An 18,306-nucleotide genomic window follows, 5' to 3' on the forward strand; every position below is an offset into this window, starting at 1 on the left:
ATGACTCCGTGCAGAGGGGGTGTGTGCCCATACGGCAGGCGGTCGACCGGTAGGGGACGGCCGAGGCGTCGGCGACGCGAAGCTGCTGGCGTGGAGACATCAGCCGGCCCCCGCGAGGGTCGCCCAGGCTTCAGCCGGCAGGTGGGAAGCGACGACCACCGCCCGTGGCCGTACTCGTTCCTCCCAGGCCAGCACGTAGGGGCGGACGAGTGCGGTGTCCTCCGCTGCGAGCGGGGGTCGATGGTCGGCACTGTCGGAGAACCGGTCCAGTGGTCGTCTCGACGCATCGGCGGACGCCGGGAAGGTGGGGGCGACCGTCGGCAGGGAGGGCGTTAAGGCGCGGCGGTGCCTGCCCTTGGGGGCGTACCGCGCTCTGGCGAGCGAGACGGCACGGCGGATACGGTTGAGCACGCTGCTCAGCTCCTATCGCTGATGGCTCGGTCCCCCGACATCGCCCGTCGTGGGGACCGCTTTGTGTACGACCGCCCAGAGGGTGCGGCCGTCCAGGCTGGTGGCGAGGAGGCCGAACCGATCTGCCTCGGCCACGGCTTCCAGGGCCTTCCGCCATGAGTCGGCGGAGAGCGCTTCCGGTACCTCCGCTTCGATCGACGTGTACCGGTCGTGCTCCTCCGCGCGCGCGGGGAGTCCGATGGCGGACAGCCGGGCGGCGATGGCCACCGCGCGAGATCCCGAAGCGGGCACAGGGCAGCCTCCGTTAACCGGCGATCACTTTCAGTGAAGCTAGTTAACTAGATTAGAGCTAGTGGACTAGATTTTCCATATGCCTGAGCAGCCGCCCTATCTCCGCATCGCCGACGAACTCCGGCGCAGGATCGCGGAGCACGTATGGGAGCCCGGGGACCGTCTGCCGTCCCGCGCCCAGATCGGCCAGGAGTACGGGGTCGGCGAGAACGTGGTCCGCCGGGCGCAGGAGTTGCTGATCTCCCAGGGTGTGCTGGAGGGCCGCGCCGGTTCGGGCACGTACGTCGCCGAGCCCCGGCAGCGCGTGCGCATGGTCCGGTCGTCGGCGCGTGAGCGGCCCGACGGATCTCCGTTCCGGACGGACATGAAGGCCGTGGGCAGGCAAGGGGACTGGGAGAGCCGGACCGAGGCCAAGGTGCCGGCTCCGGCGCACATCGCGGCCCGGCTCGGCATCGCCGAGGGTGCTCTGTGCGTCCGGACGACGTACGAGTTCCTGGGCGACGGCAGGCCGGTGCAGCTGTCCACGAGCTGGGAGCCGTACGACCTCACCGCCGGCACCATCATCGTCCTCCCCGAGGGAGGCCCGCATGCCGGGGCGGGTGTCGTGAACCGCATGGCCGCGATCGGGATCACCGTCAGCCACGCCGTGGAGCAGCCCGAGCCGAGGCAGGCGACCACCGAGGAGGCGTCACTCCTGGGCATCCAGAAGGCCGCGCTCGTCACGCACATCCGGCGGACGTACTACAGCGACGAGGGGCGGCCCGTGGAGACGGCGGACATCGTGGTGCCCGCCGCCCACTGCGAGATCGTCTATGAGATTCCGATCAACCGGTAGCGGGCCCGCTTCCCGGCAAGGTCGACTCTCTCGGCCCGTATCGTGACCGCATGCGCAACGAGCGGCACGGCGAGCGGCTGTCGGACGAGGAGATGGAGCTGTTCCTTCAGTACCTCCACAGGTTCGCGAACCACGACCTTGATCTCTTCGCGCTCATGGAGGTCGGCGACCCTGAGCACCCCGCGTACGTAACCTTCGCCAGAGAACCCGCAGCAGGTGTCGACTCCTCGGCGTACCAACGGCCGTAGCCTGGAGCCGACAGGCCCACCAAGGGCCGTGTCGAATGCGTGTCGACGGCAGGTGGCATGCGGCGAAGGGAAGGCGTGACTGCGCAGGTCAGGAGCAGGCCCCAGGCAAATACACCAGGCGCCTTCTAAGCGCTTGGCCGCAGGTTCGAGTCCTGCCGGGGGCGCACACAGCCCCTCACCTGCGGAAACGCGTGAGGGATTCTTTGATGTCCGGATGCACAGCGCTGTGAGACCAAGCGCCTTGACTGTCCACGATCGTGGATACATACCCCGACATCGGTGTGACAGTTCGCGCCGACGGACGCCTGGCTACCCCTCCTCGTCCAGCACCTGGGCGGCCGCGCGTGGGTCCATGAGGTTGGACCACGCCTGTTCGGCCGGGAGCAGGTCCCGCTCCGGCAGGGCGTATTCCGGATACCAGCCCTCAGCCTCGCAGCCGGGGACGTTGCGCAGGATCAGCACGGTCAGGTTCGGCGGTACGGAGCCGGTGATCCGGACGGCGAGATAAGTCTCGTGGCCGTCGTCCGCACGCACCTGGAGGCCAAGGGTGAAGGTGTCGAACTCGCGTGTGTGCTCACGGCCGTCGCGTAGCGGCGTGCACCAGGTCCAGCAGAGCTGCCCGCAGACGGCGCACGAAGCGGACACCGGCCTCGGCGCGGTACCGGACGTGGTCCTCGCGCGCGGGCAGGAGGTGAGCGGTGTGCGTCGCGGTCTTCAGGCCGTCGGAATGTTCCGCGTTGTAGCGAGCCCGGGCGGCGCGGCCATCAGCCTCAAGCGCTGCATAGAAGTCATCGCCCGAGCCATCCTCGCGCCGGCCCGCCGAGACCAGCCACGGCAGATCGGCGTCCAGCCATACCGCGCCGCGCCACCGCTGCACCTTGACCTTGAACAGCACCTGGTCGTCCACGGACCGGATGCGTTCGTGCTTGCCGTCCTCGTCCGCGAACTGCTCGGACGCCTTGGTCAGCACCGGGTGGTCGATCTCGTCCAGCGGCGCGGTGACGGGCGGCACCGCGAGGCACAAATCCTCGCGTAAGCAGCGCAGCGTCGGGCGGGCCGGGCGCAGCGGGCCGGGTCCGCTCATTCCTCGATCCCCCCGACCGCGTCGATCTCCTCCGCGGTCAGCCCGGTCAGCAGCATCACATCCGACTTCAGCGAGCCATCCAGCACACTGAGCGCCTCCACCATGCCGGACCGCAGATCCTCACGGCGCTGCTCCAGATATGCCCGGACCGCCTCGGCCACCAGGTCCTTCTTCGTCAGCCCCAGGAAATGAGCGCCCTGGCTGATCAACTTGTCCGTCGCCGGGTCCACCTTCAGCGGGGACTGGCGCACCGGCTTCGCCGCCATCGTCATCGTCAACACCTCCGCTGCCATAGTACCTAAATACCTCACGGTAGAGCTGCTCCGGCGTCACCCTGTCGAACGCCCTGGTTCCAGCCGATGGCACGCGCCTTCGCCACCCGAGACGACCATCGAGCAGGCATCCCGGAATCGACAGCAAGCGCTTTGACGCTTTCCGTTCGTGGACGACCTGCGAACACGCAGGCGAGCACATCGCTCAGGCCCGCGCACCTTCTAACGAGCTGGTGCGTGATAGCAGGTGAGGCGGTGATCACGTGTCGTGTGTGCTGGGCGCGGGACGAGGAGCCTCAAGGCGTAGCACGAGTGCGCGAAGGGCTCGAAGTTCGGCGTCCAGGGCCTGCGCGCCATCATGGGTGAGGGTTACCCATGTTCGGGGGCGTCGACCGGCGTAGCCCTTCTCCACAGTGATCATTCCGGATTCCTCCAGCACCTTCAGGTGGCGGGAGAGATTTCCGTCGGTGACGGCCAGTTGCTTCTTCAGAAAGCTGAAGTCGACCCGGTCGGCTTCACGGGCAACGGTGAGGACGCCGAGCCGCACGCGCTGGTGGACGGTGTCGTTTAGTGCCTGGGTGGGATGCAGTTCCTCTTGGTCGTCCTGCGTAGCAGTCGAGTCTTCGACGCTCATGAATCGACCGTACCCTCGCTGGCGACACCGGGCGCGCCTCGGAGGCGGAGCGCTGCCCACTCGCACAGACCGGCGAGGAGAAGGATCGCGGCGAGCAGAAAAGCCTTGACTTGCGGTCCGTCGGCCCAGCCGGGGTGGACGGGGTGCTGCCAGGGAAGCCATCCACTGCCCCAGGAGGCTCCCAGGTAGCCCGTGAGCAGCAGGGCATGAGCGGTGCCGGCCGCCGCGGCGATCCAACTGCGTTCGGCAATGCCGAGGGCGAGGAGTCCGATGCCGACCAGGTACCACGGGGAGGCGTAGTAGTTCTCCAGCAGCACGGCCTCCCACGGCTGGTCCTTGCCGAACAGCAACACCACCAGAGCTGTCGTGATCACAGTGGTGGCTGCGGCGGTCGCGCGGACCCACATGCCGCGCCGGGGGACGACACCCCGGGCCTCGCCACGCAGGCGGTACCAGCGGGCGAAGACGAACCATGCGAGGGGGAGGAGCGTGAACCACACGCCCCATGCCGCGAAGCGTAGGACGGCTCCGTCGAACTCTCCCTTCAGGCAGGGGGTTCCCGGTTCGTGGACGACGCACAGGCCGGTCAGCTCGGCATAAGCAAAGGCCGGATAGGACCCGATGGAGCGCCCGTGGGCTCCGAAGTTGAAGGCGTACCGGGCGACCGGAATGGCCGCCAGGGCAAGGAGCCCGAAGCCAAGGAGGGGAGCCCATGCTCCGTTGGTCTGCGTGCGGGTCCTCGCCCGGAGGCCTTCCGTCGCAGCCAACAAGGCGGCCGCAGCCGCTCTCGACTCCGATCCCGCGCTGCTCGGTGCGGATGTCCCCATCTGTCCCCCTTGCGGCCGGCGCTTTGGCAGCGCTCTTGAGCGGGCCGTCAGATGATCGCCCCCGCTCCGACTTAACTTTGCAGTACAAAGTACCTGGCAATCAAGAGCTAGCTGTGTCCTGACAACATCGGAAGGCCCTTCCAAGGGGCAACGCCAGGCAGGCCAGCTGATGGCCCGAAGAGACGTCAGCCACTGCTTCTCTCACAGTTCGGTCCCAAGGGGTCGTGCCACACGCGTGCCAGGTTGTACGGGGGAACCACGGGGGATCGAGCGGCAGCCCACCAGGGGCTCCGGCGCTCTTGTCCGCGGGTCAGCAGGTCAGCAGGGCAGCAGGTCAGCAGGGCAGCCGGGCAGCCGGGCAGCCGGGCAGCCGGGGCCAGGAAACACGAGCTTCTCAAGGTGATGTTCAGGCATTGCGCTTCGGACCGGCCGTCGCAACTTCTCCGGTCGACGACATCGCCAGCGTGGCTGAGGTCGGTGGGGTGCGACGACGCACACGCGTGCGTGGTCGGTCGGCGCGCCCGCCGTCGTGGCTGGCTGTCGTCGGCTGAGGTTCGACGGTCAGCGGACAGTGAGCCTCTCCCTGCCTCGATGCCCGGCGTCCAACAGAGGCCGGCATAACGCGACGGGGAGAGGGCCGGTTGGTGCTCCGGCTCCCCTCCCCGCGGGCCCCGCGGGAGATGGAGGGACGTCGTCAGCAGGCGCTGCTTGCGCCCCCGCTTCAGGAGTGGTGAGGTTCCCTCACAGTAGATGCGGGCCAGCCCGTGCGGTGACTTTCCCTCGTGGCTGACGCAGGAGATCTCAGCGAGGGGGCTGCCCGTTGACACCTTCAGCAAAGTCGTCAGGTGCCCCTTCGCCTGCACCGTGGAGGCGCGGACGGTGACGCGCAGGGCCGGTATAGCGGCGGTCCAGGGTTCCCCATCCGCCCACGTACATGACCTCGCGGGGTGAGCGGCGCACGAAGGTGCCCTTGCCGCGGATCTTCTCGACGAGGCCTTCGCCCTGGAGGACCGCGAGGGCGTTCCGCAGCGTCACCGTGCTGACCTTGTATCGGTCGGCCAGGCAGGTCTCGGACGGAAGGCGTTCGCCGGGCTTGATGCGGCCGGTTGCGATCTGGTGACGGAGGTCGTCGGTGATGTCTTGATGGCGTGAAGGTATGGGCCGGGTCACCGCCTTCTCAGCATTCGCACAGCGGCGAGCCGGGTTCGCGTGTCCTGCGCACGGTTCGGTCGTCGGCGCGCGAGCGGCCCGACGGGTCGCCGTTCCGGGCGGACATGAAGGCCGCGGGCAGGCAGGGCGATGGGGAGAGCCGGCCCGAAGCCAAGGTGCCGGCTCCCGCGGACATCGCGGCTCGGCTCGGCATCGCCGAGGGTGACTTGTGTCTCCGGACGATGTACGAGTTCCTGGGCGACGGCAGGCCCGTGCAGCTGTCCAGCAGCTGGGAGTCGTACGACCTCACCGCCGGCACCCTCGTCGTCCTCCCCGAGGGAGGGCCGCATGCGGGGGCGGGTGTCGTGAACCGCCTGGCCGCGATCGGGATCACCGTCAGCCACGCCGTGGAGCAGCCCGAGCCGAGGCAGGCGACCGCCGTGGAGGCGTCGCTACTCGGCATCCAGAAGGCCGCGCTCGTCACGCACATCCGGCGGACGTATGACAGCGACCAGCGAACAGTTGTCTGCCAGGCAGCTTGGGGGATGCAGCGATCATCGCGGTATCGGACGGCCATGACCCGGTCTACCAGCTCGAGACCAGCGTGTGCACTCTCGTCTTCGGCATCGCACTCATCGGATTTGGTCGAATGCTCCGACGAAGCGGCCGGTTGCCCGCCCCTCTGAATTTCGGGCAGAGGATCTCAGGCTCGTTGGTAGAGCGAGAGGAAAAGAGCGCCGGAGTCGTCAGGCTCGGCGTCTTCATGATCGGATTAGGCTGCTTCTTTCTCTTCGGTACGGCGTGTCTCCTGCTCGGTGCGCTGGGAGGCCCGTCATGAAAGGCCATGCCGTGCCCTGTCCCGCGTGCGGTCAGTCCATGAAGCACGATGGGTGGGCTCGCGCTTTCCCGACGGGACGGCCAAGGCGTATCGAGTTGTGATCGTCGGTGGTCCGGTGTGAGGTCTTCGATGCAGAGCATTGAGGAACACAGCCAGCGATGCCAGGGCATTAAGCCTGTTGATCAGGCTCTTGAGAGTGTTCTTCTCCTTGTAGAGGTCGGTGTCGTGATGCGGCGCTCGCCACGCGCACGCGGCCGGTCGGTCGACGCGTAGGTCAGATCAGCTGTGTGTGGTGGCCGGTGGGCCGGCGAAAGCGGTGAGCCGTAGCTTGGTTTCGTCCTCGCTGCCGGGTACGGCGGTCATGATGACGATCTTGAACTCGGAGTCGCCGTCGGTCAGGACGTCGCAGTCCACCGTGACCGGGCCCACCGACGGGTGGTCGATGGTCTTGTGGTCCTCGCGGTGCGCGGCCACCTCTCCGGTCGCCCACAGCTCGGCGAACCTCCTGTTGCCAGCGTTCAGCTCCGTGATCAGCGCGGCCAGGCGGCCGTCCTGGGGGAAGCGGCCGGTGGCGCGGCGCAGGTCTGAGACGACGGCTGCGTCGGTGGCGTCGCGGTCCGTCTCGGCCACGGGCCACAGCGCGAGGCGGGTGGTCCCGGCGTCTACCGGGAACCTGTCGCGGGCGAAGTTGCGCAGCCGCGGTGGCGAGGCGGAGGGATCGCCCAGCAGGCCGGCCCATCCGCTGTTCCACCACACCAGTTGCCAGTCCGCCGCGAACACGGCGACCGCCACGTCCCCGAGACGGGCGAGCACCCGTTGCAGGCCGGGCGGGAGGTGGTCGGCGATCGTGCCGTCCGCCGGCGGTACGAGCTGGGCCAGCCGGTAAAAGTGGTCCCGTTCGGCGGTGGACAGTTGCAGGGCGCGTGCCAGGGACGCCACCACCGACGCCGAGGGTGTCGCGGCCCGCCCCTGTTCCAGGCGTACGACGTAGTCGACCGATATCCCGGCCAGGTCAGCCAGTTCCTCGCGGCGCAGCCCGGCCGTCCGGCGGCTGCGAGCGGCCGGCAGCCCGGCGGCCGACGGGGGCAGCCGGTCCCGCCACGTGCGGATCATCACGCCCAGTCCGGTTCCGGGTATCGCCGACATGCCCTCCATCCTCCTGCATTCCCGGTCGTGCGGGTGGGCCCGAGGGTGGTACTGGTCTTCCTACCGTCGAAGCGTCCCTGGTCCGCCTCCCTCGTGGGGATCAGCATCGAGTGCATGACGATTACCTTCATCACCGGAGCCAACAAGGGTCTCGGCCGCGAGACCGCCCGCCGCCTGGTCGAGTGCGGCCACACCGTGCTCGTCGGAGCGCGCAACCGCGAGCAGGGCGAGGAAGCCGCCGCTGCGCTCGGCGCACGCTACGTCCCCATCGACGTGACCGACGACGCGTCCGTGGCCGCCGCTGCCGCGAACGTCGCCGGACACGAGGGCCGTATCGACGTCCTGATCAACAACGCCGGTGTCCACGGCCCCGTCGGCGACCCCGGCGACCTCACCGCCGCCGACGCCCTCGGCGTCCTCGACGTCAACGTCATCGGCGTCATCCGCACCACCACCGCGTTCCTGCCGCTGCTGCGCCGCTCGGACGACCCTGTGATCGTCAACGTCAGCAGCGGCATGGGCTCACTCGCCCTCACCCACGACCCCGACCGACCCGAGTCGCACGTCGTCGCGCCGCTGTACACGGCCTCGAAGGCGGCACTGACGATGTTGACCACGCAGTACGCCAAGGGGCTCGAGGGCATTCGCGTCAACGCCGCCGATCCCGGCTACACCGCGACCGACCTCAACGGTCACAGCGGCCCCCAAACCGTCACCGAAGGCACGGACGCGATCGTCCGCCTCGCCACCGAGGCGCCCGGCGCCGGCAGCGGACGCTTCGTCTCCCGCCATGGCGACATCGCCTGGTCCTGACACCGGCCGCGCTGGATCAGCTCTTTCGGGCGCCGAGGACATGGCGCAGTCGTTGCGGTGTCCGGGGCGCTCCAGCGTGGGCTATCGAGCGCGCCTCCGTCCTGAAGGCGGCAGCCGCAAGGGGTCCGGCACTTGTGTGAGCGAAGGTGTACTCGACGGGGTCGAGGCCTGCCTGTGCGGAAGGTATCGGGTGGTTACGCACAGCGGTGGGGTGGCCTGGTGTCTCAGGCGCCGTGGGTCCCCGGCGTGCCGTATCGGGCGAGCATGGTCAGCACCGCTTGGTCGACCGCGTGGGTGAGGGCGGAGTCGTCGGGCTCCCAGCGCGCGAGCAGCATCCGTGGCCAGAACACGTAGTTGGAGATCATTCCGAGGAACTGGGTCGCCGCCGTCTCCGCATCGTCAAGCCGGGCTGTACCAGCGGCGTTTTCCGCTTCCAGGTAGCGGCGGACCGAGTCGAAGTAGGGCATCTTGCCGAGCTTGAACTGGGTCTCGCCGAGCTCGGGGAAGCGCGGTACCTCGGCGATGACGATGCGGAAGAGGGCGGCCATGCCGGGCTGGGTGAGCAGCGCCACGTAGCGGCGTCCGATGGTCTCAAGTCCCGCGCGGAGGTTCCCTGGCTCGGGAAGCGGCGCCTCCTCGTCGTCGACCTTCCAGTATTCGGTGACGATCGCCTCGAACAGGGCCGCCTTGGTGGCGAACTGCTTGAACAGTGTCGCCCTCGACACTCCGGCCGCCTCGGCGATGCGGGCCAGCGAGGTGCCGTCGTAGCCGGAGTCGAGGAACAGCTTCGTCGCCGCCTCGATGATGGACGTCCGCTTCTGCGCTGCCACGCGCCGGTGGTACTCCGAAGGCTGTGCCGTCATGCCCTCAGTATGCCTCTCGCTGCGAGGTGAGTCACTTGACTCGCCTCTGGTCCAGCCCCTAGCTTGAGAGAGGAGGTGAGTCACTCGGCTCACCATTAGGCGTAAGCCTGGAAGGAAGCATCATGGGACGCTTCGAGGGCCAGACCGTCATCGTCACGGGCGGCAGCGGGGGCATGGGCAGCAGCCATGTGCGGGGCTACCACGCCGAGGGAGCGAACGTCGTCATCGCCGGCCGCGACGACGACGCGGGTCGCGATCTCGCTGCTCAGCTCGGTCATCGGGCTCTGCCGGTTCACCTGGATGTCACCAGCGAGGACGACTGGGCGGCGGTGGTGCGAGAAGTCGAAGGGCACTTCGGACCGGTCACCATCCTGGTGAACAACGCGGGCGTCCAGAACCCGGCCGCCCCCATCGAGCACACCGAACTCCGCGCCTGGGAACACACCCTCAGCGTCAACGTCACCGGCCAGTTCCTCGGCATCAGGGCCGTGGCTCCGTCGATGCGCAGGGGCGGTGGCGGAACCATCGTCAACATCGCCTCGACCATGGCCCACGTCGGCACGGCCTTCTACGCCCCCTACACCGCCAGCAAATGGGCCGTGCGCGGGCTGACCAAGACGGCCGCGCTGGAGCTGGGGCGGGACAACATCCGGGTCAACTCCATCCATCCCGGCGTCGTCTCCACACCGCTGATCAACGAACCCACCATTGCAGGCCAGCCGGCCATCGCCGACCTCTACTCGCCCGATCCCTTCGCCATCCCGCGCCTCGCCGAACCCTCCGACATCACCCGCCTGTTGCTCTTCATCACCTCCCAGGACGCGTCTTTCGCCACGGGCTCGGAATTCGTCCTGGACGGAGGCCTGCTGCTCGGCCCCGCACTCCAGCCCGAGGCCGGCATCGCAGCTTGAACCGGCATTGCGGTGGGGACCGTGCAGTCGCGGGCGCCTACGGAGGGATAGGGCTGCACGCCATAGTCAGCCGCCGGCGCCTACGACGGCACTGACGTCCGTGACGGCAACGCTGACCGCGCCCTTTCGCGGCTCAGCTCCGCGCGTCGGGGAAGATCAAGCGGGGCGAGCCGCTGACCAAGGCCAGCGAGGACAGCGCCAGGGTCACGCGGCCGAGCGCCTTGGTGCCGTGCCAGTGGTGTGGGGCGCCGAAGACCACCCAGGCGCCCAGGGCGATGCCCGCGATCATGAGTGCCAGTCCGCTGATACGTCGTAAGCCGTGGCTCATGAGGCCATCCTTTACGATCACGAATCGCTGCTTAACGGCCGGAACCGGACGCAACCGGTGGGCTGGCGGGAAAGCTGTCGGCCGCGGTCGGACGGCGCCTGCGCGACGGTCAGCACAGGGTCGGCAGGAAGCCGCCGCGGGTGGCGTCCGAGGCGAGCAGCGCCGGCCAGTCGAGCGTCTCGGGGAGCCGGTCCAGCGACAGGACGACCGCACCGCCGGCCCGTTCGGCGTCGTCGCACCAGTCGGCCATGTCCCCCGGTGCCGTACCGTCCCCCGTTCCGTCGATCACCGGCGCGGCGAGAGCGGGGACCACGACTCCGTGGTCCCCCGGACCGTCCACGACACACAAGGTCAGCCGGGGCAGGATGCCCCAGCCCTCGCACCGGACCGGCTCCCCTGCCGTCGCGGTCAGGCGCGGCAAGGCGTCGTGGACAGACGCCTGAGCCAGCAGCAGCGCGGGCGTGACACCGCGGACGAACAGCGTGTTCCTGGGATCGAGCAGCACGGGTCCACATTCGCAGGCCGGGTCCGGGCCGAGGCGCGGGAGGGGTACGGGAGCGGGCGGAGACATCGGGCGCGGCAGCGGGCGGTCGTACGGCTGCGAGAGCACGCACCGACATCCGGAACGTTTCGCCTGGTCAGCGCCGTCCTCCTGCAATCCCTCACTTCGGTGAAGCGTGTCGCTCCCCCGCAACGGACCGGCCCGGACTCCGGTTGCCCCGGTGTTCCAACAGGCACCCACCGGAAGGGGACCTCCTTTGGCCATGCCGTACTTCAAGCGTCTGGCGCCAGCCCTGGCCGCCGCAGCGTGTGAGTGAGGCATGACCGAGCAGCAGCACAGGACCGGTCGGAAGCAGGCGGATGAAGTGCGGCGGCGACGGGTCGGAGGTGCCGTCTTCGCCGGCGGGGTCGCGCTGACCCTCGGGTTCTTCGTCTTCTTTCCCGGTCTTCCGCACGTCATCGACTGGGGAGCCGTTCTCGTGGCCCTCGCGGTAGGCGCGGTCGCCCGCTGGGGCTGGCTGGTGTGGGGGACCCGGAGGGGAGGGCGGGGAAGGTGAGCGGCGTCGGGGGGTGCCTCGGGTGGGGGCGTGCTGTGCGCGGTCGTTAGAGTCCTTCCCGGGAGGGAGATGACATGCGACTTCGCTGTGCGGTGCTGGATGACTTCCAAGGGGTGGCCCTCGAGTCGGCCGACTGGTCGGTCCTCGATGACCGGGTGGAGGTGGTCGCGCTGCGCGAGCACCTCGACGGTGAGGAGGCCCTCGCCGCGGCCCTCGCCGAGTTCGACATCATCGTCACCCTGCGCGAGCGCGTCCCCTTCCCCGGGTCCCTGATCGCCCGGCTGCCCCGGCTGAAACTGCTCATCGCCTCCGGGATGCGCAACAGCGTCATCGACTACGCCGCCGCCCAGGCGCACGGCGTCACCGTGTGCGGTACGGCGAGTTCGAGCACCCCGCCGGTCGAGCTGACCTGGGCGCTGCTGCTCGGGCTCGCCCGCGGGATCGTCCAGGAGAACAACGCCCTGCGCGCCGTAGGACCCTGGCAGTCCACCGTCGGCGCCGATCTGCACGGCCGCCGGCTGGGACTGCTCGGGCTCGGGAAGATCGGCGCCCGGGTCGCGCAGGTCGGGCTCGCCTTCGGGATGCGGGTCGGCGCGTGGAGCCGGAACCTCACCCGGGAGCGCGCCGAGGAGACCGGCGTGGAACTGGCCGCCTCCAAGGAGCAACTGCTCGCGGAGAGCGACTTCGTCTCCGTCCACCTGGCCCTCGGCGACCGCACCCGCGGTCTCGTCGGTGCCGCCGAACTAGCCCTGATGAAGCCGACCGCCTATCTGGTCAACACCTCCCGCGCGGCCATCGTCGACCAGGACGCGCTGCTGGCCGCGCTGCACGCGGGCCGGATCGCCGGCGCCGGCATCGACGTCTTCGACACCGAGCCACTGCCCGCCGGCCACCCGATGCGCACCGCGCCCCGCCTCCTCGCCACCCCCCACCTCGGCTACGTCTCCCACGCGAACTACACGACGTACTACGGCCAGGCCGTGGAGGACATCCAGGCCTATCTGGCGGGCTCGCCGCTACGACTGCTGCCCTGACGTCCGTCAGGCGGCCGGCGGCCGGCCCCGGGCGGCCATATCTCGGCGGTCCGTCTCGCGGCCCCCCATCTCGCGGCCCCTCGTGTCGCGGCCCCCGTGTCGCGGCCCCCGGTCGGTGGCCGGCTCCCGGCCCCGGGCGTCCGTGTGGCGGGTGTCCGTGTGGAGGGTGTCCGTGTGGAGGGTGTCCGTGTGGAGGGCGCCCCTGTGACGGACGTCCATGTCGCGGCCGCCCGTATCGCGGCCGCCCGGTCGGCGGCCGGCACCCGGCCCCGGCCGTCCCTGTCCCGGCCGGTCCAGCGGCCCGCGGCCCGGTCGGCAACCGCACCAGCCGGATCTCCCCCGCTCCCCCGCACGAGAGCACTTCGGCGGTGGCACCCTCCGTGTCCCCGGGGCTCATCCACGTCCCTGCCCGGAAGCCAGGTGGACGGCTTCACCGGGCGTTCGTGGACAGCCGGTGGTGCGGCACTCCGGTGAGCGCTGCCGATGAAAGGGTGATCCCTTGCTGATCACCGTGACCCGCTTCGCGTGCCGCCGTTGAACGGGGAGTGCGGCGGCTGGTCTGCCGGCGTGCTTCCCCCGAGCTACAAAGGAGAACGTGATGTCTCGCATCGCGAAGGCAACCGCTGTCGCCATCGGCACCGGTGCCGTGATGATGAGCGGGGCCGGGCTGGCCCTGGCCGACGCCGGCGCCGGCGCCGCAGCCGTCGGCTCCCCGGGCGTCCTGTCCGGCAACGTCATCCAGGTCCCGATCCACATCCCGGTCAACGTCTGCGGCAACACCATCGACATCATCGGGCTGCTGAACCCGGCGTTCGGCAACGCCTGCGTCAACGACGGTGGCCACGAGAAGCCCGGCAAGCCCGGCAACGCCGGCCCCGGTCACAACGACGACGGTTACGGCCACTGAGCCGACCGCACACCCAGGCACGAGCCCCGGCACTCCGAGCGCCGGGGCTCGTGCCGTTCACGCCGGTCACCCCGATGAGGCGGGTCACGCGTAACGGTAGATCCGGCTCATGTCCTCCAGCCGGTCCGGGGTCTCGTCCCACGGCGGCAGCTTCTGGTGCCGGGCGACGACCCGGCCGCGCTGGGCGTCGCCGGCCCGGGGCGGCTCGGCCGGGAGATAGCGGTGACTGCGGTGCGCCCGCTGCCAGCGGTACCACTGCAGGTCGATGAAGGCGTGGTGCAGCCAGAACACCGGGTCGTTGACGGACGCGCCGCCGAGCATCACACCGCCGACCCAGCGGTGCACCCGGTTGTGGTTGCGCCAGGAGGCGCTGCCGCTGCCGCTCCCCCAGCCCTCCAGCTTGTTGCGGAAGCCCTTGCGGACGGTCGAGTCCCAGGGCGCCGCGTCGTAGACGGGATCGTCGAGCGCCCACTGCAGCTCGCTCTTGGTGGGCAGCTGGATGGGCGCGGCCGCGCGGCCCAGGTCCCGGGTGAGGAACCTGCCGTCGGTCACGCCCTCCTTGATGATCCAGTGGCCCGCCGCGTAGGCGAACGGGCCGGTCATCACCTGCCGGTCGGATCGCCGCCCGTTCCCGCCGAGCAGGTCCGCCGTCCACGGCACGGAGTTCGTCGTACGGTCCCGGGTCCAGTCCCAGTACGGCACCGTCACCGAGGAGTCGACCCGGCGCAGGGCCCGTTCCAGCTCCAGCAGGAACCGGCGGTGCCAGGGCAGGAACGACGGGGCCATATGGGCGCTGCGCAGCCCGTTCTCGCCGTCGGCGGTGTAGTAGTCGATGTGCATCCGCACGAACTCGTCGTACTCGCCGCGCCGCTTCACCGTCAGCAGCGCGTCGACGAGCCGCCGCCGCTCCCCGGCGGTGAGGGCGCGGACGTTCTTACGCACGTACGCCATGCGGTCCCCCCAGGTGCGTGAGACCGCCCGGGTAGGCGCCGGACCCGTCGCCGCCGAACCCGTGGCGGCCGGGGCCGTCGTATCCGTCCGGCCGGCCCGGCATGGGGTCGCGCAGCCGCCGGCCGGGCCCCATCTCGTCCACGGCCGCCCGGGTCGCCTCCAGCGGTGTCCGGTACGACGTGTAGTGGTCGATCATGCTCAGCCAGGTGCCGTCCGCGCGGCGCATCAGGTGCAGCGGGCGGCCGTCGACGGTGATCCGCCACCCGGCGCCGACCGCCGCCTGGTCCGCCGCGGACACCGGGACACCCCGGATACGGCGGCCCCGGTACGTCTCGTCGAAGGAGCCGTCACCGGCTCCCTCGGACGGGGGCGCGGGCCGGGAGGCGGCGATGACCGGCGTCAGCGCCAGCGCCGCCGCGGAGGCCAGCAGCCCCCGCGCCACCTCCCTGCGGGAGCGTCTGGCCGCCCCCGTTCCGCTCTGCTGCTCGGGACCGACCGCCATGTCGCCGACACCGGTGACCATATCCGCTCCTCGTCCGGGTTCAGATGTACGTACCGGCTAACCGGTCGAGGGCGCGCGGGGTCACCGCCGTAGAGCCATACGGCGGGTACGGGAGGCGGAGCGGATACGGCGGATGGGCGGTCGGGCCGGGCGGGACGGACGCCCGGCGGATACGGCGGGTACGGCGAATTCCGCGGCTACGGCGGCCACGGTGGCTACGGCGGTGCTGCGGGCCGGCGCCGTTAGCGGCCCGGGCCCGGGCCCGTGCCCAGGGTGCCGTCGGCGTCGGTCTGGAGGACCGGGGCGAGGAGGCCGGCCTGGGGCAGCTTGGTGCCGGGGAGGCCGGAGTGGCCGCCGTCGGGCGCGGTCAGCGGGGCGTCCACCGACAGGCCGGGGGCGAGCGCGCGCAGGTCGCCGCCGGGCGCGTCCACGCCGAGGTGGTCGAAGCCGCCGTCGCCGAGGAGATGCGGCAGCGGGGCCGTCGCGTCCAGGCCGGGCAGGCCACTGTTCACCGGCACCTGGGGCAGGGTCCGGGCGGGCAGGAGCCGGCCCGTGACGTACCGGGGCCCGTCGGGGGCACCGGGCGTCGGCAGCGGCAGCTGGGCGCCGAGCCTGGGCACCTCCATGCCGAGCGCCGTGGAGACGCCGCCCAGGGGCAGCGTGACGGGGACCGTGCCGGCCGCGGCGGCGGGTCCGGCGGCCCCCACGGTGGCCGCGACGCCCGTCACGACGGCGGCAAGGGTTCCTCGGGTGATCGGCTTCATGTCAGGCACGGTCCTTTTCACAGGTGCGGGAGTTCGACGTCCGTACCGCGTAACGAGCGGAGAACTCTCCCATGTCGCAATTCCCCCGGGTGCCGTAATAGTCGGCTCGGCAGGGGCGGTGCCGGCCGGGGCAGCGGGCCGGCCGTGCGGCGGGGTGTCAGGCGCGCAGGCCGCGCGCGGGCAGGTACACGTGCGCGGCGGCGTTCGTGGTGTCCGGGGAGCCGGCGAACCGGGCCAGGTCCTGTCCCACGACCGGTCGGCGGGGCGCCGTCGACGGGCAGATCCGGGTGGTGAACATGAAGTAGGCGTACCCGAGTTCCTGCACCGCCCGCACCCACTCCGCCGGCGGCGTGACCTGGCTGTTGATCTGCGGCATCTGCAGGACGATCTGGCCGGCGACGACCAGCATGCTGACTTTCAGGCTCGGCCGGGTCGTACCGTCCACGGGCTCGCCGCCCACGGGCAGGCCCATGTCGTGCAGGAGCCGGGCCACGGCGGCGGACGCGGCCTCCGGGCCGTCCGGGCCGTCGCCGAGGGAGCAGGCGAGCAGACAGGGTGTCCGGCCGTCTCCCACCTCGTTCCTGGCCATCCAGGCGAGCAGCGCGAGCGTGCCGATGTCCGCGGCGCGGAAGGGTCGGGTTTCGCTGGGTACTGAGGTCACCGCGCGACCATACCGACGGGCTGTGGTGCGGCCCGGCGGCTTCTCACCCGTCCGGAGCAGCGCCCGGGAGCGCGCCACACGATCGAGGGAAACCGAGGGAAATCAAGGGAAATCGAGGGAGCCAGTCGCGGACCTGCCCGCGCCGGTGCCGCGCGTGTGCGGCACCGGCGCGGACGGGAAGCGGGGCGGTAAGCCGGGCGTCAGTGCCCCAGGGGCAGGCCGCCGAGCAGTCCAGGCTGGTTCAGCGAGGTGGTGGCGCCCTTGACGCCGTTCAGCACGGAGTCCTTGTTCTCGGTGTCGAGGGCGTCCGACTGGTGCCGGACCGGCATCAGGTCCTGGAGGGCGGGCGGGTGGGCGGCGAGGTGGGAGAGGCCGCCGTTGAGGCTCAGGGGCGGCAGGTGCTGGGCGTCGTAGGCGAACGCGGGTGCGGCGACGCCGGCGAGGGCCACGGAACCGGCGACAACGGCGGCAGCCTTGAGGGACTTCATCGTGTTCCTTTCTTCGGCAACTCACGTCACCCAGGGTTTTCTGACGCCCTGCTCAACGATGTCCGGCCCGGCCGGAAACCCCGCCGTGCGCGTGGATTTCGTCCCGCGTCAGCCGATCGCCGGCTGGGTCCCCTGCCCGGAGAGGGCGGGCAGCGACGGCAAGGAAGGCAGAGAGGGCAGAGAAGGCAGAGAAGGCAGCGAGGGCAGGGAAGGCAGGGATGCGGCGCCGGGAGTGGGCGCGGCGTCGTCCAGGAGGTCCGTGCCCGTGAGGTCCGTACCCAACAGGTCCGTGCCGAGGTCCTTGTCCAGCAGGTCGTCCAGGCCGGACACCACATCGGTGGCGGGCGACAGGAGATCGCCGAGGCCGTCCGTGACCGCCTTCACCAGATTGTCGATCGCGGTCCGCAGCGCGGAGAGCACGTCCGTGATGGGGTCGCCGGCCAGGGACGCACGAAGGTGCGCGTGTCGCGCGGCCATCGGCGCGGTGCGGGCCAGCGGGGCGCCGGAACCCGCGGGAGCGGTGGGGGACGCGGAGGTGGCCGGTGCGCTGGGGGACGCGGACGTGGCGGGGCTGGTGGATGCGGCGGGCTTCGCGGGTGCCGTCGGGGACGCGGGCGCGGTGGGTGCGGCGGGCTTCGCCGCCGTGGTCGGCGTCGCGGGCTTGGCGGGGGTCACCGGCTGGGTCGCCGTAGCCGGCCTGGCGGGCGACGCGGGCTGGGTCGCCGCGGCCGGCTTCGTTACCGGCTTGGCCGCCGTCGTCGGCGTGGCGGGCTTCGCGGCCGACGCCGGTGCGGTGGGCGTGCCCGGCTTCGCCGCGGGCGTCGGGGAAGCCGCGGAAGGCGACACCGGGGCCGATGACGCCGCTGCCGGGGAAGCCGTCGTGGGCTTCGCCGGTGCCGTGAGCGACGCCGGCTCGGCCGGTGTGGCCCGCTTCCGTTCCGCTGCCGCCCCGGCGATCGCCGCCTTCGCCGCCGCGCCGAGCCGCTCGGCCTCGGCGGCGGGGAGCCTGCCCTGCTCCAGCGACCGGGCGAGCAGGTCGACGACCGGGTTCAGCGCGGGGTTCGCGGCGGCCAGGGCTCTGGCCTGGGTGAGCAGCCGTTCCTTCGCCGCCGCCGGGACGGACGCCCCGGACGCGGCGCGCCCGTCCGCCCGGGCCGCGTCGGCGGCGAGGGCCGCCGGGCCGGTGACCCCGACCAGGACGGACGCGCAGAGGACGGTGGACGCCAGACGCCGGGCGGGCAGATCACGCATGGGGGTTCCTTTCGGTGAACAGTGGGACCTGAGCCCACCG

23 protein-coding genes, 1 tRNA gene and 2 pseudogenes are annotated in these 18,306 nt (G+C 70.9%); 8 read left to right on the forward strand and 18 right to left on the reverse strand.

All coding sequences use genetic code 11. The features are described from left to right. Nucleotides 1-99: 99 nt before the first annotated feature. Entirely contained in the window at nucleotides 100-411 is a 312-nt protein-coding gene (locus ACH4OA_RS04715) for a hypothetical protein (protein WP_397967618.1), read from the reverse strand. Nucleotides 412-423: 12 nt separating this feature from the next. Next, nucleotides 424-702: a hypothetical protein gene (locus tag ACH4OA_RS04720; RefSeq protein ID WP_397967621.1), complete on the reverse strand. Its 279-nt coding sequence runs from the start codon at nucleotides 700-702 to the stop codon at nucleotides 424-426. 79 nt (nucleotides 703-781) lie between these two features. Between ACH4OA_RS04720 and ACH4OA_RS04725 the strand changes: the two genes are divergently transcribed. The 3 genes from ACH4OA_RS04725 to ACH4OA_RS04735 all read left to right on the forward strand — a co-directional run bounded on the left by ACH4OA_RS04725 (nucleotide 782) and on the right by ACH4OA_RS04735 (nucleotide 1,949). Continuing rightward, nucleotides 782-1,537 carry a GntR family transcriptional regulator gene (locus tag ACH4OA_RS04725; protein ID WP_397967623.1) on the forward strand — a complete coding sequence of 252 codons (756 nt, stop codon included), beginning with the start codon at nucleotides 782-784 and terminating at the stop codon, nucleotides 1,535-1,537. Nucleotides 1,538-1,587: 50 nt separating this feature from the next. After that, the gene (locus ACH4OA_RS04730) at nucleotides 1,588-1,785 is read left to right on the forward strand and encodes a hypothetical protein (protein ID WP_397967624.1); all 198 of its coding nucleotides are present in this window, start codon (nucleotides 1,588-1,590) and stop codon (nucleotides 1,783-1,785) included. Nucleotides 1,786-1,883: 98 nt separating this feature from the next. Then, nucleotides 1,884-1,949 (forward strand) — tRNA-Arg (locus tag ACH4OA_RS04735). 145 nt (nucleotides 1,950-2,094) lie between these two features. Here ACH4OA_RS04735 and ACH4OA_RS04740 read toward each other — a convergent pair. The 6 genes and pseudogenes from ACH4OA_RS04740 to ACH4OA_RS04765 all read right to left on the reverse strand — a co-directional run. Beyond that, nucleotides 2,095-2,319 carry a hypothetical protein gene (locus ACH4OA_RS04740; protein WP_397947238.1) on the reverse strand — a complete coding sequence of 75 codons (225 nt, stop codon included), beginning with the start codon at nucleotides 2,317-2,319 and terminating at the stop codon, nucleotides 2,095-2,097. Nucleotides 2,320-2,359: 40 nt separating this feature from the next. Then, entirely contained in the window at nucleotides 2,360-2,869 is a 510-nt protein-coding gene (locus ACH4OA_RS04745; RefSeq protein ID WP_397967626.1) for a hypothetical protein, read from the reverse strand. Continuing rightward, complete coding sequence (locus tag ACH4OA_RS04750) at nucleotides 2,866-3,162, reverse strand: hypothetical protein (RefSeq protein ID WP_397967628.1); 297 nt, start codon at nucleotides 3,160-3,162, stop codon at nucleotides 2,866-2,868. Before ACH4OA_RS04750 ends, ACH4OA_RS04745 begins: the two co-directional genes overlap by 4 nt. A 238-nt stretch (nucleotides 3,163-3,400) precedes the next feature. Next, nucleotides 3,401-3,775, reverse strand: a complete 375-nt coding sequence (locus ACH4OA_RS04755; RefSeq protein ID WP_397967630.1) for a winged helix-turn-helix domain-containing protein — start codon at nucleotides 3,773-3,775, stop codon at nucleotides 3,401-3,403. Then, nucleotides 3,772-4,275: a hypothetical protein gene (locus ACH4OA_RS04760; protein WP_397967631.1), complete on the reverse strand. Its 504-nt coding sequence runs from the start codon at nucleotides 4,273-4,275 to the stop codon at nucleotides 3,772-3,774. The genes ACH4OA_RS04755 and ACH4OA_RS04760 overlap by 4 nt, the downstream gene beginning before the upstream one ends. 1,073 nt (nucleotides 4,276-5,348) lie before the next feature. Continuing rightward, nucleotides 5,349-5,772 (reverse strand): annotated as a pseudogene (locus ACH4OA_RS04765) (GntR family transcriptional regulator); the annotation flags it as partial. Nucleotides 5,773-5,798: 26 nt separating this feature from the next. On the opposite strand from ACH4OA_RS04765, the pseudogene ACH4OA_RS04770 reads away from it, so the two are divergent. Beyond that, nucleotides 5,799-6,275 (forward strand): annotated as a pseudogene (locus ACH4OA_RS04770) (UTRA domain-containing protein); the annotation flags it as partial. A 593-nt stretch (nucleotides 6,276-6,868) separates the two neighbouring features. On the opposite strand, the gene ACH4OA_RS04775 reads toward ACH4OA_RS04770, so the two are convergent. After that, complete coding sequence (locus tag ACH4OA_RS04775) at nucleotides 6,869-7,735, reverse strand: helix-turn-helix transcriptional regulator (RefSeq protein ID WP_397967633.1); 867 nt, start codon at nucleotides 7,733-7,735, stop codon at nucleotides 6,869-6,871. A gap of 114 nt (nucleotides 7,736-7,849) precedes the next feature. On the opposite strand from ACH4OA_RS04775, the gene ACH4OA_RS04780 reads away from it, so the two are divergent. Beyond that, nucleotides 7,850-8,548: an SDR family NAD(P)-dependent oxidoreductase gene (locus tag ACH4OA_RS04780; protein WP_397939774.1), complete on the forward strand. Its 699-nt coding sequence runs from the start codon at nucleotides 7,850-7,852 to the stop codon at nucleotides 8,546-8,548. Between the two features lie 224 nt (nucleotides 8,549-8,772). Here the strand turns inward: ACH4OA_RS04780 and ACH4OA_RS04785 are convergent, their stop codons facing one another. After that, nucleotides 8,773-9,411 carry a TetR/AcrR family transcriptional regulator gene (locus ACH4OA_RS04785; protein ID WP_397967637.1) on the reverse strand — a complete coding sequence of 213 codons (639 nt, stop codon included), beginning with the start codon at nucleotides 9,409-9,411 and terminating at the stop codon, nucleotides 8,773-8,775. 122 nt (nucleotides 9,412-9,533) lie between these two features. On the opposite strand from ACH4OA_RS04785, the gene ACH4OA_RS04790 reads away from it, so the two are divergent. Continuing rightward, the gene (locus ACH4OA_RS04790) at nucleotides 9,534-10,322 is read left to right on the forward strand and encodes an SDR family oxidoreductase (RefSeq protein WP_397967638.1); all 789 of its coding nucleotides are present in this window, start codon (nucleotides 9,534-9,536) and stop codon (nucleotides 10,320-10,322) included. Between the two features lie 133 nt (nucleotides 10,323-10,455). On the opposite strand, the gene ACH4OA_RS04795 is transcribed toward ACH4OA_RS04790, so the two are convergent. After that, the gene (locus ACH4OA_RS04795) at nucleotides 10,456-10,650 is read right to left on the reverse strand and encodes a hypothetical protein (RefSeq protein WP_397967641.1); all 195 of its coding nucleotides are present in this window, start codon (nucleotides 10,648-10,650) and stop codon (nucleotides 10,456-10,458) included. A 109-nt stretch (nucleotides 10,651-10,759) separates the two neighbouring features. After that, nucleotides 10,760-11,155: a hypothetical protein gene (locus tag ACH4OA_RS04800; RefSeq protein ID WP_397967642.1), complete on the reverse strand. Its 396-nt coding sequence runs from the start codon at nucleotides 11,153-11,155 to the stop codon at nucleotides 10,760-10,762. A 627-nt stretch (nucleotides 11,156-11,782) separates the two neighbouring features. Here ACH4OA_RS04800 and ACH4OA_RS04805 point away from each other — a divergent pair. Both ACH4OA_RS04805 and ACH4OA_RS04810 read left to right on the forward strand, forming a co-directional pair. After that, entirely contained in the window at nucleotides 11,783-12,742 is a 960-nt protein-coding gene (locus ACH4OA_RS04805) for a D-2-hydroxyacid dehydrogenase family protein (RefSeq protein ID WP_397967644.1), read from the forward strand. A 598-nt stretch (nucleotides 12,743-13,340) separates the two neighbouring features. Then, nucleotides 13,341-13,649, forward strand: a complete 309-nt coding sequence (locus ACH4OA_RS04810; RefSeq protein WP_397939765.1) for a chaplin — start codon at nucleotides 13,341-13,343, stop codon at nucleotides 13,647-13,649. Between the two features lie 84 nt (nucleotides 13,650-13,733). On the opposite strand, the gene ACH4OA_RS04815 is transcribed toward ACH4OA_RS04810, so the two are convergent. The 6 genes from ACH4OA_RS04815 to ACH4OA_RS04840 all read right to left on the reverse strand — a co-directional run bounded on the left by ACH4OA_RS04815 (nucleotide 13,734) and on the right by ACH4OA_RS04840 (nucleotide 18,266). Next, nucleotides 13,734-14,600: a tyrosinase family protein gene (locus ACH4OA_RS04815; protein WP_397967645.1), complete on the reverse strand. Its 867-nt coding sequence runs from the start codon at nucleotides 14,598-14,600 to the stop codon at nucleotides 13,734-13,736. Continuing rightward, the gene (locus ACH4OA_RS04820) at nucleotides 14,584-15,123 is read right to left on the reverse strand and encodes a tyrosinase family oxidase copper chaperone (RefSeq protein WP_397939761.1); all 540 of its coding nucleotides are present in this window, start codon (nucleotides 15,121-15,123) and stop codon (nucleotides 14,584-14,586) included. Before ACH4OA_RS04820 ends, ACH4OA_RS04815 begins: the two co-directional genes overlap by 17 nt. A 221-nt stretch (nucleotides 15,124-15,344) precedes the next feature. After that, a complete protein-coding gene (locus tag ACH4OA_RS04825; protein ID WP_397967646.1) occupies nucleotides 15,345-15,866 on the reverse strand; it encodes a hypothetical protein in 522 nt (173 codons plus the stop codon). A gap of 157 nt (nucleotides 15,867-16,023) precedes the next feature. After that, nucleotides 16,024-16,527 (reverse strand): DUF5949 family protein, encoded by a 504-nt coding sequence (locus ACH4OA_RS04830; protein ID WP_397939757.1) that lies wholly within the window; start codon nucleotides 16,525-16,527, stop codon nucleotides 16,024-16,026. 200 nt (nucleotides 16,528-16,727) lie between these two features. Then, nucleotides 16,728-17,015, reverse strand: coding sequence for a hypothetical protein (locus ACH4OA_RS04835; protein ID WP_397967647.1), 288 nt, complete (start codon nucleotides 17,013-17,015; stop codon nucleotides 16,728-16,730). A gap of 108 nt (nucleotides 17,016-17,123) precedes the next feature. Further along, the gene (locus tag ACH4OA_RS04840) at nucleotides 17,124-18,266 is read right to left on the reverse strand and encodes a hypothetical protein (protein WP_397967650.1); all 1,143 of its coding nucleotides are present in this window, start codon (nucleotides 18,264-18,266) and stop codon (nucleotides 17,124-17,126) included. Between the last annotated feature and the right edge of the window lie 40 nt (nucleotides 18,267-18,306).

Source organism: Streptomyces sp. NPDC017095 (assembly GCF_044332325.1).
In the GTDB taxonomy this organism is placed as follows: domain Bacteria; phylum Actinomycetota; class Actinomycetes; order Streptomycetales; family Streptomycetaceae; genus Streptomyces.

Coding starts and splice junctions, on each gene's coding strand:
- ACH4OA_RS04725 (WP_397967623.1), top strand. CDS start 782: ATGCCTGAGCAGCCGCCCTATCTCCGCATCGCCGACGAACTCCGGCGC.
- ACH4OA_RS04730 (WP_397967624.1), top strand. CDS start 1,588: ATGCGCAACGAGCGGCACGGCGAGCGGCTGTCGGACGAGGAGATGGAG.
- ACH4OA_RS04745 (WP_397967626.1), bottom strand. CDS start 2,869: ATGAGCGGACCCGGCCCGCTGCGCCCGGCCCGCCCGACGCTGCGCTGC.
- ACH4OA_RS04750 (WP_397967628.1), bottom strand. CDS start 3,162: ATGGCAGCGGAGGTGTTGACGATGACGATGGCGGCGAAGCCGGTGCGC.
- ACH4OA_RS04755 (WP_397967630.1), bottom strand. CDS start 3,775: ATGAGCGTCGAAGACTCGACTGCTACGCAGGACGACCAAGAGGAACTG.
- ACH4OA_RS04775 (WP_397967633.1), bottom strand. CDS start 7,735: ATGTCGGCGATACCCGGAACCGGACTGGGCGTGATGATCCGCACGTGG.
- ACH4OA_RS04780 (WP_397939774.1), top strand. CDS start 7,850: ATGACGATTACCTTCATCACCGGAGCCAACAAGGGTCTCGGCCGCGAG.
- ACH4OA_RS04785 (WP_397967637.1), bottom strand. CDS start 9,411: ATGACGGCACAGCCTTCGGAGTACCACCGGCGCGTGGCAGCGCAGAAG.
- ACH4OA_RS04790 (WP_397967638.1), top strand. CDS start 9,534: ATGGGACGCTTCGAGGGCCAGACCGTCATCGTCACGGGCGGCAGCGGG.
- ACH4OA_RS04795 (WP_397967641.1), bottom strand. CDS start 10,650: ATGAGCCACGGCTTACGACGTATCAGCGGACTGGCACTCATGATCGCG.
- ACH4OA_RS04805 (WP_397967644.1), top strand. CDS start 11,783: ATGCGACTTCGCTGTGCGGTGCTGGATGACTTCCAAGGGGTGGCCCTC.
- ACH4OA_RS04810 (WP_397939765.1), top strand. CDS start 13,341: ATGTCTCGCATCGCGAAGGCAACCGCTGTCGCCATCGGCACCGGTGCC.
- ACH4OA_RS04815 (WP_397967645.1), bottom strand. CDS start 14,600: ATGGCGTACGTGCGTAAGAACGTCCGCGCCCTCACCGCCGGGGAGCGG.
- ACH4OA_RS04820 (WP_397939761.1), bottom strand. CDS start 15,123: ATGGTCACCGGTGTCGGCGACATGGCGGTCGGTCCCGAGCAGCAGAGC.
- ACH4OA_RS04825 (WP_397967646.1), bottom strand. CDS start 15,866: ATGAAGCCGATCACCCGAGGAACCCTTGCCGCCGTCGTGACGGGCGTC.
- ACH4OA_RS04835 (WP_397967647.1), bottom strand. CDS start 17,015: ATGAAGTCCCTCAAGGCTGCCGCCGTTGTCGCCGGTTCCGTGGCCCTC.
- ACH4OA_RS04840 (WP_397967650.1), bottom strand. CDS start 18,266: ATGCGTGATCTGCCCGCCCGGCGTCTGGCGTCCACCGTCCTCTGCGCG.